Origin of the sequence: Microbacterium sp. 69-10 (assembly GCF_001897945.1) — a bacterium.
Classification (GTDB): Bacteria; Actinomycetota; Actinomycetes; order Actinomycetales; family Microbacteriaceae; genus Microbacterium.
This window is the reverse complement of sequence record NZ_MKRT01000019.1, coordinates 87,770-103,332: the sequence shown is the minus strand read 5'-3', so window position 1 is coordinate 103,332 and position 15,563 is coordinate 87,770. Positions and strand designations below refer to the sequence as shown.

Annotated in this window: 15 protein-coding genes; 8 read left to right on the top strand and 7 right to left on the bottom strand. The window is 69.7% G+C overall.

The window, feature by feature from the left end; all coding sequences use genetic code 11:
• Positions 1–57 precede the first annotated feature (57 nt).
• Together BGN97_RS07940 and BGN97_RS07935 are read left to right on the top strand one after the other, a co-directional pair.
• Entirely contained in the window at positions 58–639 is a 582-nt protein-coding gene (locus BGN97_RS07940) for a TetR family transcriptional regulator (protein WP_292699822.1), read from the top strand.
• Positions 640–649: 10 nt separating this feature from the next.
• Complete coding sequence (locus BGN97_RS07935; protein WP_292699819.1) at positions 650–4,264, top strand: efflux RND transporter permease subunit; 3,615 nt, start codon at positions 650–652, stop codon at positions 4,262–4,264.
• 178 nt (positions 4,265–4,442) lie between these two features.
• Here the strand turns inward: BGN97_RS07935 and BGN97_RS07930 are convergent, their stop codons facing one another.
• Complete coding sequence (locus BGN97_RS07930) at positions 4,443–5,363, bottom strand: aldose 1-epimerase family protein (RefSeq protein WP_292699816.1); 921 nt, start codon at positions 5,361–5,363, stop codon at positions 4,443–4,445.
• A 35-nt stretch (positions 5,364–5,398) separates the two neighbouring features.
• Here BGN97_RS07930 and BGN97_RS07925 point away from each other — a divergent pair, with 35 nt between their 5' ends.
• The 4 genes from BGN97_RS07925 (at position 5,399) to BGN97_RS07910 (ending at position 9,315) form a co-directional block, all read left to right on the top strand.
• Complete coding sequence (locus BGN97_RS07925) at positions 5,399–5,713, top strand: hypothetical protein (RefSeq protein WP_292699814.1); 315 nt, start codon at positions 5,399–5,401, stop codon at positions 5,711–5,713.
• 244 nt (positions 5,714–5,957) lie between these two features.
• On the top strand, positions 5,958–8,318 hold the full coding sequence (locus BGN97_RS07920) for a DEAD/DEAH box helicase (protein ID WP_292699812.1): 2,361 nt from the start codon (positions 5,958–5,960) through the stop codon (positions 8,316–8,318).
• Positions 8,319–8,443: 125 nt separating this feature from the next.
• Positions 8,444–9,106: a hypothetical protein gene (locus tag BGN97_RS07915; protein WP_292699809.1), complete on the top strand. Its 663-nt coding sequence runs from the start codon at positions 8,444–8,446 to the stop codon at positions 9,104–9,106.
• Between the two features lie 23 nt (positions 9,107–9,129).
• Complete coding sequence (locus tag BGN97_RS07910) at positions 9,130–9,315, top strand: hypothetical protein (RefSeq protein ID WP_292699807.1); 186 nt, start codon at positions 9,130–9,132, stop codon at positions 9,313–9,315.
• A gap of 6 nt (positions 9,316–9,321) precedes the next feature.
• Here the strand turns inward: BGN97_RS07910 and BGN97_RS07905 are convergent, their stop codons facing one another.
• Together BGN97_RS07905 and BGN97_RS07900 are read right to left on the bottom strand one after the other, a co-directional pair.
• A complete protein-coding gene (locus BGN97_RS07905; protein WP_292699804.1) occupies positions 9,322–10,377 on the bottom strand; it encodes an Rv2578c family radical SAM protein in 1,056 nt (351 codons plus the stop codon).
• A gap of 55 nt (positions 10,378–10,432) precedes the next feature.
• A complete protein-coding gene (locus BGN97_RS07900; protein ID WP_292699802.1) occupies positions 10,433–10,726 on the bottom strand; it encodes a hypothetical protein in 294 nt (97 codons plus the stop codon).
• Between the two features lie 91 nt (positions 10,727–10,817).
• Here BGN97_RS07900 and BGN97_RS07895 point away from each other — a divergent pair, with 91 nt between their 5' ends.
• Positions 10,818–11,747 carry a M15 family metallopeptidase gene (locus BGN97_RS07895; RefSeq protein ID WP_292699799.1) on the top strand — a complete coding sequence of 310 codons (930 nt, stop codon included), beginning with the start codon at positions 10,818–10,820 and terminating at the stop codon, positions 11,745–11,747.
• Between the two features lie 152 nt (positions 11,748–11,899).
• A complete protein-coding gene (locus BGN97_RS07890) occupies positions 11,900–13,063 on the top strand; it encodes an acyl-CoA dehydrogenase family protein (protein ID WP_292699796.1) in 1,164 nt (387 codons plus the stop codon).
• A 100-nt stretch (positions 13,064–13,163) separates the two neighbouring features.
• Here the strand turns inward: BGN97_RS07890 and BGN97_RS07885 are convergent, their stop codons facing one another.
• Genes BGN97_RS07885 through BGN97_RS07870 form a run of 4 tightly spaced genes read right to left on the bottom strand, consistent with a single transcriptional unit; the run spans position 13,164 to position 15,379 of the window.
• Positions 13,164–13,421 carry a toxin gene (locus BGN97_RS07885; protein WP_292699793.1) on the bottom strand — a complete coding sequence of 86 codons (258 nt, stop codon included), beginning with the start codon at positions 13,419–13,421 and terminating at the stop codon, positions 13,164–13,166.
• A complete protein-coding gene (locus BGN97_RS07880; protein WP_292699790.1) occupies positions 13,411–13,680 on the bottom strand; it encodes a ribbon-helix-helix domain-containing protein in 270 nt (89 codons plus the stop codon). The genes BGN97_RS07885 and BGN97_RS07880 overlap by 11 nt, the downstream gene beginning before the upstream one ends.
• Positions 13,681–13,722: 42 nt before the next feature.
• Positions 13,723–14,598, bottom strand: a complete 876-nt coding sequence (locus tag BGN97_RS07875; RefSeq protein ID WP_292699787.1) for a siderophore-interacting protein — start codon at positions 14,596–14,598, stop codon at positions 13,723–13,725.
• Between the two features lie 10 nt (positions 14,599–14,608).
• Positions 14,609–15,379 (bottom strand): energy-coupling factor transporter transmembrane component T, encoded by a 771-nt coding sequence (locus BGN97_RS07870; protein WP_292699937.1) that lies wholly within the window; start codon positions 15,377–15,379, stop codon positions 14,609–14,611.
• Between the last annotated feature and the right edge of the window lie 184 nt (positions 15,380–15,563).

Here is a 15,563-nt window from a genome sequence, read left to right as displayed (position 1 = left end):
CCGCTCTCAGCCGGCTCCAAGGACCGATAATGTACAGATGTACATGAGGGGGTCGGGATGTCGGATGCTGTCACGCGCCGCAGGCGCGATCCGGAGACCCGCCGCCGCGAGATCGTCGCGGCGGCGGCCGAGCTGATCGTCGAGGTCGGCGTCGGCGCCCTCACCCACCGCATGATCGCCGCGCGCGCGGGCGTGCCGCTCGGCGCGACCACGCAGTACTTCGCCACGCTCGACGAGCTGCGGTCGGAGGCGCTGCGCCACCTCGTGGCGGATGTGGACTCCAGGATGGAGGGCATCCGATCCGTCCTCACCGAGCGCGGCGCCACTCCCGCTGTCATCGCCGAGCTCATCGTGCAGGGCCTCGCCGACGCCCGGGCCATGGAGGCCGACCGCGCCGTGGTCACCGCCGCGGTCAACGACCCTCAGCTGCGCGAGCTCGCCCGGCGCTGGTCGGCGCAGATGGCGGGGTTCCTCACCGGCGACCACGGACTCGAGCGCGCGACCGCGGCTGCCATCTTCATCGACGGGGTGCTCTGGCACTCCCGCATCAACGACGAGCCGCTCAGCGGCGCCTTCATCGAATCCGCTCTCGCCGCCATCCTCGGCGAGAGCATCCGTCCTTCGTCCGTGAGCGACTGAAACGAGCATCGTGTCGAATCTCTCCGTCCTCAGCCTGCGCAACCGCGCGCTCATCGCCCTGATCACGATCGTCTCCGCCGTGTTCGGCGGACTGGCGCTGACCAACCTCAAGCAGGAGCTCATCCCCTCGCTCGAGCTGCCGGCGCTGATGGTCATGACCACCTACCCTGGCGCTTCGCCCGAGGTCGTCGAGAACGACGTCTCCACGCCGATCGAGGATGCCATCCAGGGCGTGCCGGGGCTCGAGTCGACGACCGCGACGAGCACCACCAACGCCTCGATCGTGCAGGCGACCTTCACCTACGGCACCAACCTGGCGACCGCCGAGCAGAAGATGCAGCAGGCGATCAACCGCATCGGCCAGCAGCTGCCGAAGGACGTCGCTCCGCAGGTGCTCAGCGTCTCGATCGACGACTTCCCGGTGATCCAGATCGCCGTCACCGGCTTCAGCGACGCCGAGGCCGCGCAGAACGACCTGCAGACCACCGTCATCCCGGACCTCGAGGACGTCAAGGGCGTCAACGCCGCGCAGATCGTCGGCGGCGTCGGGCAGCGCATCACGATCACGCCCGACGCGGCCAAGCTGGCCGAGGCGCGTCAGAGCACGCAGGCGATCAGCCAGGCGCTGCAGCAGAACGGCGTGCTGCTGCCCGGCGGCGACATCACCCAGGGTGACGAGACGCTCACCGTGCAGACCGGGTCGAAGATCACGAGCGCGAGCGAGCTGGCATCCCTGCCGCTGGTCGGCACGACACTGACCATCGGCGACGTCGCGACCGTGGAGCAGACCACCGACCCGGTCACCTCGATCTCGCGCGTGGACGGCAAGGACGCCCTGTCGATCGCCGTCACCAAGCTTCCGTCCGCCAACACGGTCGACGTGTCCAAGGGCGTGCTGAGCAAGCTCGACGACCTGAAGAAGACCTTCCCCGACACGACCTTCACCGTCGTGTTCGATCAGGCGCCGTTCATCGAGCAGTCCATCGAGACGCTCGCCACCGAGGGCTTGCTGGGCCTGGCGTTCGCAGTGATCGTCATCCTGATCTTCCTGCTGTCGATCCGCTCCACACTGGTCACCGCGATCTCGATCCCGACCAGCGTGCTGATCACCTTCATCGGACTGCAGGCGTTCGGCTACTCGCTCAACGTACTGACGCTCGGCGCGCTCACCATCGCGATCGGGCGCGTGGTCGACGACTCCATCGTGGTGATCGAGAACATCAAGCGTCACTACGTGCAGGGCGCCGACAAGGGCGATGCGATCCGGCTCGCGGTGCGCGAGGTGGCTGCGGCCATCACGGCGTCCACGATCACGACCGTCGCGGTGTTCCTGCCGATCGTGTTCGTCGGCGACATGGTCGGCGAGCTGTTCCGGCCCTTCGCGATGACCGTGACGATCGCGATGGTCGCCTCTCTGCTGGTCGCGCTGACGATCGTGCCGGTGCTGGCGTACTGGTTCCTCAAGCCCGGCAAGCCGCTGCTGGACGCCGCGGGGGCGCAGATCGATCCGGAGCATCCGGATGCTCCGCCCAGCCGTCTGCAGCGCGCCTACCGGCCGATCCTGGGCTGGACGCTGAAGCACTCGGCGACCACCGTCATCATCGCCGTGCTGGTGCTCGCCGGCACCCTGGCGGCCGCCCCGCTGATGAAGATCAACTTCCTCAGCGACTCCGGGCAGAACACCATGACCGTCACCCAGGACATCGGCGGCACCGCAAGCCTCGAGGCGAAGTCGGATGCCGCGAAGAAGGTCGAGAAGGCGCTGGAGGACGTCGACGGCATCACGCACGTGCAGGCGTCGATCGGGTCCAGCGGCTCGGCGCTGCGCGACGCCTTCTCCGGCGGTGCGGGCATCACCTACTCCATCCAGACCAGCGATTCGGCCGATCAGGAGAAGCTGCGCGCCACCGTGCAGAAGAGGATCGACGAGCTGAAGGACGCCGGTGACGTCAAGGTCGGGGCGTCGTCGGGCGGCTTCGGCTCCAGCGACATCACCATCAGCGTCACGGCTCCCACGGCCGATGTGCTGCAGGAGGCGACGGACGCCCTGACGAAGGACCTCAAGGGCCGCGACGGCGTCGGCGAGGTCACCGACAACCTCGCGGCGTCGCTGCCGTACATCGCGGTGGTCGTCGACCGGGCGAAGGCCGCCGAGCACGGCCTCTCCGAGGTCGCGGTGGGCTCGATCGTGTCGAACACGATGCGCCCGGAGCAGCTCGGGACGGTGGAAGTCGACGGCACCGGCCTGACCGTGTACCTCGTCGCTCCCGAACCTCCGACGTCGGAGGACGCCCTGAAGGAGCTGGCGATCCCGACCCCGACCGGCATCGTGAAGCTGTCGGACATCGCCCAGGTCGAGCAGAGCAACGGGCCCACCGCGATCACCACCGAGAAGGGGCGTCGCACCGCCACGATCACGGTGCCTCCGGCCTCCGACGACCTGGCCGTCGCCACGCGCTCGGTGACCGCCTCGCTCGATCACGTGAAGCTGCCCGAGGGCGCCCGCGCCGAGATCGGCGGCGTCGCGCAGCAGCAGGCCGACTCGTTCTCGCAGCTGGGCCTGGCGATGCTCGCCGCGATCCTGATCGTCTACGTGGTGATGGTCGCGACCTTCAAGTCGCTGCGCCAGCCGCTGCTGCTGCTCGTGTCGGTGCCGTTCGCGGCGACCGGCGCCATCCTGCTGCAGATCGCCACGGGCGTGCCGCTGGGCGTCGCCTCGCTGATCGGCGTGCTGATGCTGATCGGCATCGTGGTCACGAACGCGATCGTGCTCGTCGACCTCGTCAACCAGTACCGCGAGAAGGGCCTCACGACCGCGGATGCCGTGATGGCCGGCGGCGAGAAGCGTCTGCGGCCGATCCTGATGACGGCGCTCGCCACGATCTTCGCTCTCACGCCGATGGCTCTCGGTATCACCGGCCACGGCGGGTTCATCTCCCAGCCGCTCGCGATCGTGGTGATCGGCGGCCTGGTGTCGTCGACCGTGCTGACGCTGATCGTGCTGCCGACGCTCTACAACCTGGTCGAGGGCGCGAAGGAGCGGCGTGCTGCACGGCGCGCTACACGCGGCGGCGGGGCGTCCGGACCGGACGGAGCCGGTCCCGGCGGCTCGGGTCCTGCCGGCCCTGCCGGCCCTGAGGGCCCGCGCAGGCCCATCGCGCCCGAGATCATGTACCGCAGCGACGTCGAGGCGCATCTCGCGGGCGAGGCGCACGGCGGTGGTGCCGGTTCCGTGGCCGCCGGGTCCGGCGCCGGTGCGCGGTCGTTCGCGGCCGGTGCGGGTGCTCGCGCGGGGGCGGGACTCGCGGCATCCGATTCGACGCCGGATGCCCCGCCCGCGGGCGGGATGGCCGATGGTGAGCCCGCCGCCGCAGTGGACTCCGGCACGATCGCACGCCTGCAGTTCACGGATTCCCCCGCGGTGCAGCCCTACGAGCCCGTCCGCTCCGCGGCCGACCCCATGCTCGCGGCGGCTGCCGCGGCATCCGCTGCTGCTGCCGCCGCCTCTGCGGCCGCAGCGGCGGCATCCGTCGTCGCGCAGGCCGCAGCCGACCCCGCTGCGCACCACCCGACCCGACGCGAGCTGCGCTCGCAGGCGCTGCCCTCCGCGAACCCGGTCGACTGACCGCGGTCCGACTTCGCCGCCGGCCCTTTGCATCCCGGATGGAAAGTGCCGGGTCCGGATGCCTGTTACCCGGCGGTTTCCAACTCGGCAGCGGCCGCGCGGATGGAAAGCGCCGGGTATCGGGCCTCGCCACCGATGTTTTCCATCTCGGTCGGGCAGGGAGCTGACGCGGGTGGTCTCAGCCGGAGAAGCGGATGCCCCACTCCAGCGTCCAGGACTCGTCCTGCCCCAGGTGGCGCAGTCCGCGCCCGGTGTTGAAGGCGTCGGCGGGCGCCGTCATCGGCTCCACGGCGACGACCAGGGAGTGGTCCGGGTATCCGGTGGAGGTGTACGCCTGCACGTAGCCGAAGCCTGGCCCCTGCTGCAGCGTGACAGCGCGGCCGTCGGGAGCGGTCAGCGTCGTGCGCGCGAAGCCGTCGGCATCCCGGTGCAGGTTCGCGAACCCGGTGTCCAGCTGCACGTCGCCGAGCCGCTGCCCCTCGCGCAGATCGGTGCCGGAGGCGACCGGGGATTCGCCGACCGGCAGCATCCGCTCATCTGTCTCGAAATAGGTCTCCGCGGGGATCCGCAGCATCAGCGTGCGCGGGTCGGCGCCGCCGATCGTCAGGTACGGATGAGTGCCGAGCGCGACCGGCGCCGGGGCGACCGAACGGTTCGTCAGCGTGTGCGTGACGTCGATGCCGGCATCCGTCAGTGCGTATCGCACAGTGGTGTCGACCAGGTAGGGGTAGCCGGTCTGCGGGACGATCGCGGCGCCCAGCGTCACCGCATCCTCCGAACGGGTCACGATCTCGTAGGCGGTGAAGCGCAGCAGTCCATGGCTGGCGTTGTGGAACTTCGGCTCGGTGACCGAAAGGGCCCGGGTGGTCCCGCCGTCCTGCCAGACGCCGTCGCGGATGCGGTTCGGCCAGGGCGCGAGTACGACACCCGAGCATCCCGGCGTCGGCTGGTCCTCGGGGTAGGGCGGGACCACGTCGACACCGCCGACGGTCAGGTGCCGCAGCGAGGCGCCCACCTGGGCGATCTGAGCAGTGACATCGCCACGGCGGAGTCGGATCTGGACGCCAGTGGGCGAATGCGTAACGCTGTCGACGGACATGGGGCAATCGTACGACCGCGGGAGAGGATGGTCGTGTGGAAGAGGATGGGACGACGATGACGGATGCGGTGGAGCTGTGCTGCCTGCTGTGGGCGCGCGAGGGTGAGCGGGCGGGCCTGTCGGAGTACGAGGATCACGTGCTGGCGCTGATCGGCGAGCATCGCGGAGAGGTGGTGCGGCGAGCGGTGTCGACGGAGCCCGGGGACGGGCCCGATGAGATCCAACTGTTCCGATTCGCGGACGATGCTGCGCTGCAGGCATACCTCGGTGACCCGCGACGCCTCGCGCTGGCGGAAGAACGCGACCGCGTCATCGCGCGCACCGACCTGTTCCCGGTGGCCATCCGCTAGCCCGGCCGGGCGGTTTCCCAGGCGGTTCCGGTAGACTCGTGGGGTCGGCTTCGGGCACCCGCCTCGTGCGGAGCGTTTTGCGAGGGTGAACCTGCTCTCATTGTGAGCCCAGGGGCCGATGGTTCATCAACCATCACATGAATGGCCCCGGCCGACGGATGCCCGGGTATGTCCGCCGTGCGCTGATCTCTGTGCGCACGGGAGCGGACGCTGTTCTCGTGTCAGAGACAGTCAGGAAGATCCCATGCCGAAGAACGGCAAGCCCAAGGGCGGACGCCCGTCCCGCAACTTCGAGCCGCGCTACGCGAAGAAGACGGCGTTCCACGACCGTCACGCCGGTGGCCGTCCGACCCGTGACGACGACCGGCGGTCGGATGCCGGTGAGCGCCGCTCCTTCTCGTCCGACGCGCGCGCAGACCGCCGCCCGGGAAGCATCAGCCCCAAGCACCGCGGCTACCGCGAGGCCGAGGCCGGTGCGGCGGCGCCCAAGCGCCGCTGGTCGGATGCCGAGCGCGCGGGCCGCGACGAGGCCCGCTCCATCCGCAACCGTGCCGAGTCCGATCGCCGTGAGGCGCCGCACCACCGCAACGACCGCGACGACCGCGGAGCCCGCGGCTTCGATCGTGGCGCGCGTCGCTTCGACGACCGTCCCCGTCGCGATGACCGCTCCGGTGGCGTCCGCCGTGACGAGCGTCCCTCGCGCGATGACCGCGGTGGTGGCCGTGGGTTCGAGCGTCGTGACGAGCGCCCGCGCTTCGAGCGTGACGACCGGGGTTCGCGTGACTTCGAGCGTCGTGACGATCGTGGCGGTCGCGGTTTCGAGCGTCGCGATGACCGTGGTGGCGCGCGTGGCGGCTTCGACCGCAACGACCGCCCGCGATTCGACCGTGACGACCGGGGTTCGCGCGGCTTCGACCGCCGCGATGACCGCGGTGGCGCACGGGGCGGTTTCGACCGCAACGACGACCGTGGCGCGCGCGGCGGTTTCGACCGCAACGACGACCGTGGCGCACGCGGCGGCTTTGATCGCAACGACCGCGGTGGCGCACGGGGCGGTTTCGATCGGAACGACCGCGGTGGCGCACGCGGTTTCGACCGTCGCGATGACCGTGGCGCACGCGGTTTCGACCGTCCCGAGCGTCCGCGCTTCGACCGCGATGACAGGTCCCGTCAGGACCGCGACGAGCGCCCGCGTTTCGAGCGCAGCGACCGCCGTGACGACCGCCCGCGCTTCGACCGCAACGACCGTGACGCCCGTCCGATCCGCCAGAACCGCGACGACCGTCCGAGCCGCAGCGACTGGAACCGCACCGCGACGGTCAAGGCGCACGAGGAGCACGTCGACGTCGTGCACGAGCGGCTCGAGGCCGAGGCCGTGCAGGCCACCGAGGTCGCCGATGTGACCTTCGCCGACCTGGGTATGGGCTCGAACATCGTCGAGGTCCTGAAGAACATGGGCGCCGAGAAGCCGTTCCCGATCCAGGCGGCCACGATCCCGGCCATCCTCGAGGGACGCGACGTGCTCGGTCGCGGCCGCACCGGCTCGGGCAAGACGATCGCCTTCGGCGCGCCGCTGGTGGAGAGCATCCTGCTGTCGCAGAAGGGCAAGCGGCGCGAGATAGGCCGCAAGCCGCGCGCCATCATCCTGGCGCCGACGCGCGAGCTGGCCCTGCAGATCGACCGCACGGTGCAGCCGATCGCCCGCAGCGTCGGTCTGTTCACCACGCAGATCTACGGTGGCGTGCCTCAAGCGCGCCAGGTGGGCGCGCTCAACAAGGGCGTCGACATCATCATCGGCACCCCCGGCCGCATCGAAGACCTCATCGAGCAGCGCAAGCTCGACCTCTCCGAGATCCGCATCGCGGTGCTCGACGAGGCCGACCACATGGCGGAGCTCGGCTTCGCCGAGCCCGTGCAGCGCATCCTGCGCAAGACGGGCACCGCCCTCGAGGACGGCGCGACCAGCCAGAAGCTGCTGTTCTCGGCGACGCTCGACCGCGAGGTCGCCGCGATCGTCGACGAGTTCCTGGTCGACCCTGCCGTCTACGAGGTCGCCGGCGAGGACCAGAACTCGGGCACCATCGAGCACCGCGTGCTGGTGATCGAGCACCGCGACAAGGCCGAGGTGCTCACCTCGCTCGTCGACCGCGACGGGCAGACGCTGGTCTTCGCACGCACCCGCGCGTACGCCGAGATGCTCAGCGAGCAGTTCGAGGATGCCGGGATCGCGTCCGTCGCCCTTCACGGTGACCTGAACCAGGCCAAGCGCACGCGCAACCTGCAGAAGCTCACCGCGGGCAAGGTTCAGGTGCTCGTCGCCACGGACGTCGCCGCGCGCGGCATCCACGTCGACGACATCGACCTGGTCGTGCAGGCCGACGCGCCCGACGAGTACAAGACGTACCTGCACCGCTCGGGCCGCACGGGCCGTGCCGGCCGCTCCGGACGCGTCGTCACGCTGATCACCCGGCACCGTCGTCGCCGCATGGAGGACCTGCTGGACCGCGCTGAGATCGACGCGCCGTTCGAGCAGGTCGCACCGGGTGACGACCTGATCGACGAGATCACCGGTCGGGTGCCGAGCGCCGCAGAGCTGACCGCCTGACGCGCGTCGCAACTCCGGAGAAACGCCCCCGTGGAGCCCGACAACGGCTCTGCGGGGGCGTTTCCGCGTCGGATCTCCGGAGTTGTGGCGGCGGACGCGATGAGCCTGCGCCCTAGTCTGGACGGATGCCGCTGATCCGTCCCGCATCCCTCCCCCTGATCCGCGCGGCCGAGGGCGGCTCGGACGAGGTCGGGCAGGCGGATGCTGCGGCACGCGCACTTCGCGAGGACTACGAGCGGTGGAGCCGGCTGGGATGGGGCGCGCTCACGTATCTCGGAGCGGTGCTCGGAACGCTGTTCGGGCTCGCGATGCTCGACGCGGCGAGCGACGTGTCGGGGGGAGCCGGACGGGTCGTGGTTCTCGCGATCGGAGGCGCGGCTCTGACCATCGCGGTCGTCTGCCTTCTCGTGCTGCACCGGCTCTGGCGGACGGGGCGTCGCCTCACGATCGCGGCCGCCTGGTGGCTGCGGCTGCCCTTCCGCACCGGGCAGCGCTCCCGTCGAGCGCCGTTCTGGTTCGCGCCGCGGACGGTGCAGTACGAGCCCCGCATTCTGACGAGGACGACGGCGGGTGCGCTGCTCTTGCTCGTGGCGATCTTCGGGCTGTCCTCGGTGTTCTTCACCGATGCGGCGCGGATGCCGCTGCTGACGGCGGCGATGGTGTCGATCGGCGTGATCGCCGCGCTGTGCGTGTGCGGGATCCTCGGCGGCATCATGCGCATCACATCGGGTCTTGCGGAGGGCGATCCGTTGTGGACCGCCGTGCGCGACCGCGTCCGGGGCGAGTGATCAGCATCCCATAGGCTGGGCGCATGGAATGGGGCTCTTGGGCAACGGCGGGCGGCACGGTCTGGTTCTGCATCGCGCTGGCGACGAGCGGGCTCGCGGGCGTGCAGGGCCGGACGAAGCTCGGCTGGTTCGTGCTGGGGATGATCTTCGGCCCGCTCGCACTGCTGCTCCTGGTCTTCCTGACCGAGCCGCTGGTCAAGCGGGACTGACCGCGCTCAGAACAGCATCTCCGCCTTCGGCGCCGGGGGAGCGGATGCCGGGGCCGGACGCATCCGCTCACGCATGATCCCCCGCATCCGATCGTGATCCTCCTCCGACTGCGTGTGCAGGCCGTGGGCGCGGATCAGCGGACGCATCCGCTTGGCCAGCCACTGGCGGTAGCCCTTCGGGGCCTCGGCCGCCGCACCCGGGTACAGGCCCCGGTAGGAGGCGACCAGGTCGGGGCGCTCGCGCTGCAGCCATTCGAAGAACCAGGGCTTGACGCCGGCGCGCAGGTGCAGCGCACCGTATACGGCGTGGTCGGCGCCGGCATCCGCGATCCGCGACAGCGCCTCGTCGATCGCTCCGACCGAGTCCGTGATGTGCGGCAGGACGGGCATCAGGAAGACCCCGACCCGGAACCCGGCATCCGTCAGGGCGCGCACGGTGTCGAGCCGGGCCTGCGTGGTCGGTGTGCCGGGTTCGATCGAGTGCTGCAGCGCGTCGTCGTACATCGCGATGGACATCTGGATGTCGATCGGCACGCGCTTCGCGGAGTCCATCAGCAGGGGGATGTCGCGGCGGACCAGCGTGCCCTTGGTGAGGATCGACATCGGCGTGCCTGAGTCCGCCAGCGCCTGGATGATCCCCGGCATCAGCCGATATCGCCCCTCAGCCCGCTGGTAGGGATCGGTGTTGGTGCCCAGCGCGACGGTCTCGTGCTGCCAGGACCCCCGACGCAGCTCGCGCTGGAGCACGTCGACGATGTTCGTCTTCACGACGATCTGCGAATCGAAGTCGTGCCCCGCGTCCAGGTCGAGATACTGGTGCGTCCCACGAGCGAAGCAATAAGAGCAGGCATGGCTGCATCCGCGGTAGGGGTTGATCGTCCAGTTGAACGGCATCCGCGACGGTCCGGGAACCGCGTTCAGTGCCGACTTGGCCAGCACCTCGTGGAACGTCATGCCCGCGAACTCCGGCGTGGTCACCGACTGCACGATCCCGTTGCGGTTCTCCAGTCCGGGCAGCGCCGCGGGATCCGCATCGTCGATCGTCTGACCTTGCCACCGCATCTCCCCATTAGAACAAAAAGACGATGCTAGGGCAAGTGATATTCGAACAGATCTATTATTCGCGCCGGCGTGCCAGCATCGCCTCGGTCTGCTGCTGCAGCATCGCCCGCACCCCGACGATCACCAGTCCCGCGACCAGGAAAGCGAGACCGATCTGGAACAGGGTGGTTCCCAGCCAGGTCTGGAAGATCGCGAAGTCCTTGGGCTCCGGTCGCGCCATGAGCTCGGACTGCACCAGGGTGAGGAATCCGCCCACCAGCATCAGGAGCAGGGCGGACACGAGCAGGATCGCCGCTCCGCCTGGGGTGCGGATGTACGGGGGCTCGGGGCTCTGCGATGTCTGTGCCATGGCTGGATCCTATGCGCTGGGCGCAGGCGGGCTCCGGGGTGGCGTGCGCCGGGCTCGTGAAACCGTCAGGGCCATGCGTCACAATGGAGCGATGAGCGCCACGCATTCCCGGCATGCGTCGCGTGCGCCGCTCGCCGTGCGGGTCGCCCTGCCCATCGGCGTGCTGTTCACCGCGATCGCCTCGCTGGCGACGCTGGCCGGCGGCGGTGGATCGGATTCTCCCGCGGCGGCGGAACTGCCGGCGCCCGCCGCAGTCATGGCGCTCCCCGACGTGAAGCTGGCCGAGGCCCACGCCGCGAACCCGTGCGCGGATACTGCTGTGACGTCCGCGCTCGCCGCGCACGATGACGCCGCCGCAGTGCGCGCCTTCGGCGGCGGCGAGCAGTTCCGTGCCGCGGTCACCGCGGGCAACGCCCCCTGCATCTCGCTCTCCGATCCCGCTCACGACTGGGTCGTCGTCAACAAGCTCCGCCCGCTGGCCCCGGTGGACTTCGCGCCCGCATCCGTGCGGGCGTCGAGTCTGCGCGCCACCTCCGGATCGGTGAGCATGCGCCCCGAGGTCGCGGAGGCCCTCGACCGCATGAGCGGCGCTCTGACGGCCGGAGGCGGCGGCACCATCGGCGTCAACAACGCCTATCGCTCCTACGGTCTGCAGCAGGTCACCTACTCCCGCTTCGTGCGCTCGGAGGGTGTCGCGGGGGCGGATGCCGGGTCCGCGCGCCCCGGTCACAGCGAGCACCAGAGCGGCCTTGCCGTCGACGTCGTCGCCTGCTCAGGCGGATGCGGGTCGCTCGGTGCGTTCGGCTCGACCGCGCAGAGCGACTGGATCGTGCAGCACGCCTGGGAGTACGGGTTCATCGTCCGCTACGAGAAGGGCGCCACGCCGACCACCGGCTACATGCCCGAGCCGTGGCATCTGCGCTTCATCGGCGTGGAGCTGGCGAAGGCGTATCACGATGGCGGCTTCCACACGCTGGAGGAGTTCTTCGGCCTCCCCGCGGCCCCCGATTACGCGCACTGACGGCATCCGGAATCGTCCACTGACGGCATCCCACAAACCCGGTACGCAGTGCCACGGATTGTGAGACGCATTCCCACAATCCGCTGTGTCCGGACCTCCTCGCGTCGTAGACTCGCCGGTGCGAAGACGCGCACGACTTTCAGGAGGACGTCATGGAACGCGACATCTACGAAGAGGATCACGAGGCCTTCCGCGACCTGGTCAAGGACTTCGTCAAGCGGTACGCCACGAACGAGAACATCGAGAAGTGGGAGGCCGCCGGCGAGATCGACCGCGCCACCATGCTCGCCGCCGGTGAGGCGGGGCTGATCGGCCTTTCGGTGCCTGAGGAGTTCGGCGGCGCCGGCATGCTGCAGGACTACCGCTTCCGCACGATCGTCATGGAGGAGGTCATCGCCGCCGGTGCTGGCTCGCTGGCCGGTGCCTTCGGCATCCAGGACGACCTGGCCGTGCCGTACTTGGTGCACATGGGCACCCAGGAGCAGAAGGAGAAGTGGCTGCCCCGCATGGCCACCGGTGAGGTGCTCGGCGCGCTCGCCATGACCGACCCGGGTGCCGGCTCCGACCTGCGCGGCATCAAGACCAATGCCAAGAAGGTCGACGGCGGCTACATCCTCAACGGCGCCAAGACGTTCATCTCCTCCGGCACGACCGCCGACATCGTGGTCACCTTCGTCAAGACCGGCGAGGGCAACCGTCCTGACGCGTTCAGCCTGCTGATCGTGGAGAAGGGCATGGAGGGCTTCGACCAGGGCAAGAAGCTCAGCAAGATGGGCTTCCACGGCTGGGACACGGCGGAGCTCAGCTTCACCGACGTCTTCGTCCCCGACGAGAACCTGATCAGCGGCAAGGAGGGCCAGGGCTTCATCCAGCTGATGATGAACCTGCCGCTCGAGCGCCTCTCGATCGGTGTCGCAGCCGCCGCGGCCGCCGAAGCCGCGACCAACTGGACCATCGCGTACACCAAGGACCGCGAGGCCTTCGGCGAGCGGATCGCCGACTTCCAGAACACCCGCTTCCGCCTGGCCGACATGGTCACCACCACCGAGGTGATGTGGGCGTACGTCGACCGCGCGCTGCTGGCCTACAAGGACAGCAAGCTCAGCGCCGAGGACGCCGCCAAGGTGAAGTTCTGGGCCACGGAGCGCGAGTGGGAGGTGCTCGACATGGGCGTGCAGCTGCACGGCGGCTACGGCTACATCATGGAGTACCCGATCGCGAAGGCGTTCACCGACGCCCGCGTGCACCGCATCTACGGCGGCACCAACGAGATCATGCGCGACCTCGTCGGCCGTCAGATCGCCGGCAAGCGCTGACGCACCGTCACCGAAGGGCCGTCCGGATGCTGCATCCGGGCGGCCCTTCGCTGTACCCACTTCCGGGGAGTATCGTCGCGACGACCTGACAGGCGCGCAATCAGATCTCGTCGAGGTACTGCGGGCGCGCCTTCATCGCGTGGATGACGAGTTCATAGCCGTCGTCGTAGATCAGGCTGATGATCTCGAGAAGTCGGCCTGCGGGATCGCTGCCGATCATCAGCCAGCGTCGTGGGTCGTCTTCATCGTCGAGCGGCCGGGAGTGGAGCACGTGTTGCGCCGCGTAGATCACGTCTTCATCGGCGAGTCGGTCGCGTCGGTAGTGCTTCCTTGCCGAGGTGTGCAGATCAGGCGACATGAGCCCATTCGCGCACGGCGGCGCGAATGGCGTCCGATCGATTCGTTATTCCTTCACTTTCGGCACGAGCGTTCAGTGCGGCGAGAGTGGCGGCATCGAGGCGAACAGGGATGACCGAGCCCGGGCCATCGCCCACAGGGGGTCGGCCACGACGAGGTTTGGGGAGCTTCTCAAGGTCGTATCCGGCCTCAGCTTCATCCGCCCAGGCTTGGATCTGCTCGTCGGTGACAGGCTTGCCGTGCAGGAGGTGCTCACTCATGGAATTAGTGTATACGAAAACCGGCGATTAGCGTATACGAAATCAGGCCACCGGCCGGGCGGCCGCCTCGCGGGAGGCGCGGGATGCGGGTGACGAGGTACCGCGCTTCCAGTAGCCGGTGAAGCTCACGTGGTTCTTGTCCACGCCGCGCTCGGCGACGAGGTACCGCCGGGCACCGGAGGCCAGGGACTGCTCGCCCGCGATGTATGCGTGGAACGGCATGGACGGCAGCGTCAGCGCACGCAGTGCGGACAGCGCGCGTACCCCGGGCGCCTCGGCATCCGTGCGCACGACCGTCCGCACCTCGATGCCCGCCGGATGCGGGAACTCGAGCGCGTCCTCCGCGGTCGCGACCTCGAGGATCACGGTCCCGACGGCCGTCGCCGGCAGTGAGGAGCAGACGCCCGCGATCGCGGGCAGGGCGGTCTCGTCGCCCACCAGGACGACGCGATCCTCCCCGCGTGCGGGGTTGAACGTCAGTCCCTCGTCGATCACGAGGACGTGCTCGCCGGCGTGGCAGGTCTCCGCCCAGCGCGATGCGGGTCCCGCGGTGCCGTCGGCCGCCGACCCGTGCAGCACGAAGTCAACGTCGATCTCGGCGCCGGCATCGGCGGTCGCGGGGCGATAGGAGCGCACGGTGTAGTTGCGCATCACCGGACGCACGCCGTCGGGGATGCGCAGGAACTTCAGGTACCCGAGCAGGCCGTTGGCCTTCGCGGGCACGCGCTCCAGTCCCTCCTCGCCGCCCAGCGGAAGGAACAGCCGGAACCACTGGTCGTAGCCCATCGGCGTGAAGCGCTCGATCTCGCCGCCGCCGAGCGTCACCCGCATCCAGCCGCTGGTGAGTCGCTGCGTCCGCAGCACGGTCAGGTGGATGAGCTCCGCGGACGCGGGCTTGACGATCTTGCCGACGGACATGATTTCCCTTTCAGAGCTGCCAGGGGAAGCTGGCGGTGAAGACGACGGCGGATGCCAGGACCACGGCGCCCGCGAAGACCGTGTCGCGCGTGCGCCATGGGACGAGGTGCCGCTCGGTGCGCGTGGGGTGGGCGCCGAAGGCGCGGGCATCCATCGACAGTGCGACGCGCTCGGCATGACGGATGCCGGATGCCAGCAGCGGCACGACGTACCCCCAGCCGCGCACCAGGCGGGCGACCGGTCCTCGACCGCCGAACCGTCCGCCCCAGCCGTGCCCTCGCACGCGGTGGGCGGCGCGGATCACCGACAGCTCGTACCCGAAGCGCGGCACGAACCGGTACGCGGCCAGCGCCGTGTACCCGATCCGGTACGGCACCCTCAGCTGCTGCACCGCGGCGCGCACCAGGTCGGGGCCGCTCGTGGTGAGACCGCCGATCAGGGCGAGCGCGAGGATCGCGCCCAGGCGCAGCGCCGTCGCGAGCCCGATGATCAGCGCGCCCTCGTGCAGCGTCCATGCGCCGATCGTGAGCACGACGCCGGTGCCCGCGACCTGGCTCGGGGCGACCCATACGCCGAAGCCGACGGTGAGCACGGCGATGCCGATCGGCATCCCGAGCAGCAGCAGCGCGGTCGCGCGCCGGGTGAGCCGCGCTCCGCTCAGCACGAGGACGTAAGACAGCACCAGGAAGACCGCCGGCGTGAGCAGATCGCGGGTCGCCACGAGCAGGGCCATCGCCGGCAGCACGGCGGCGATCTTCGCCAGCGGGTTGAGATGGTGCAGCCAGAACCGGGCGGATGCGGGTGCCGCGGCGTACGGGTCGGTCGGCGTCGGCTCGGTCGCGGGGGAGTGCGGCGCACTCGAAGGTCCGCGAAGCCGGACGCCCGTGTCCCCGTCGTGGCGGGTCGGATGCCCCGGGACCGGCGTCTTCTGGAACCGGGCACCGGACGGTGTCTCAGACGCTGCG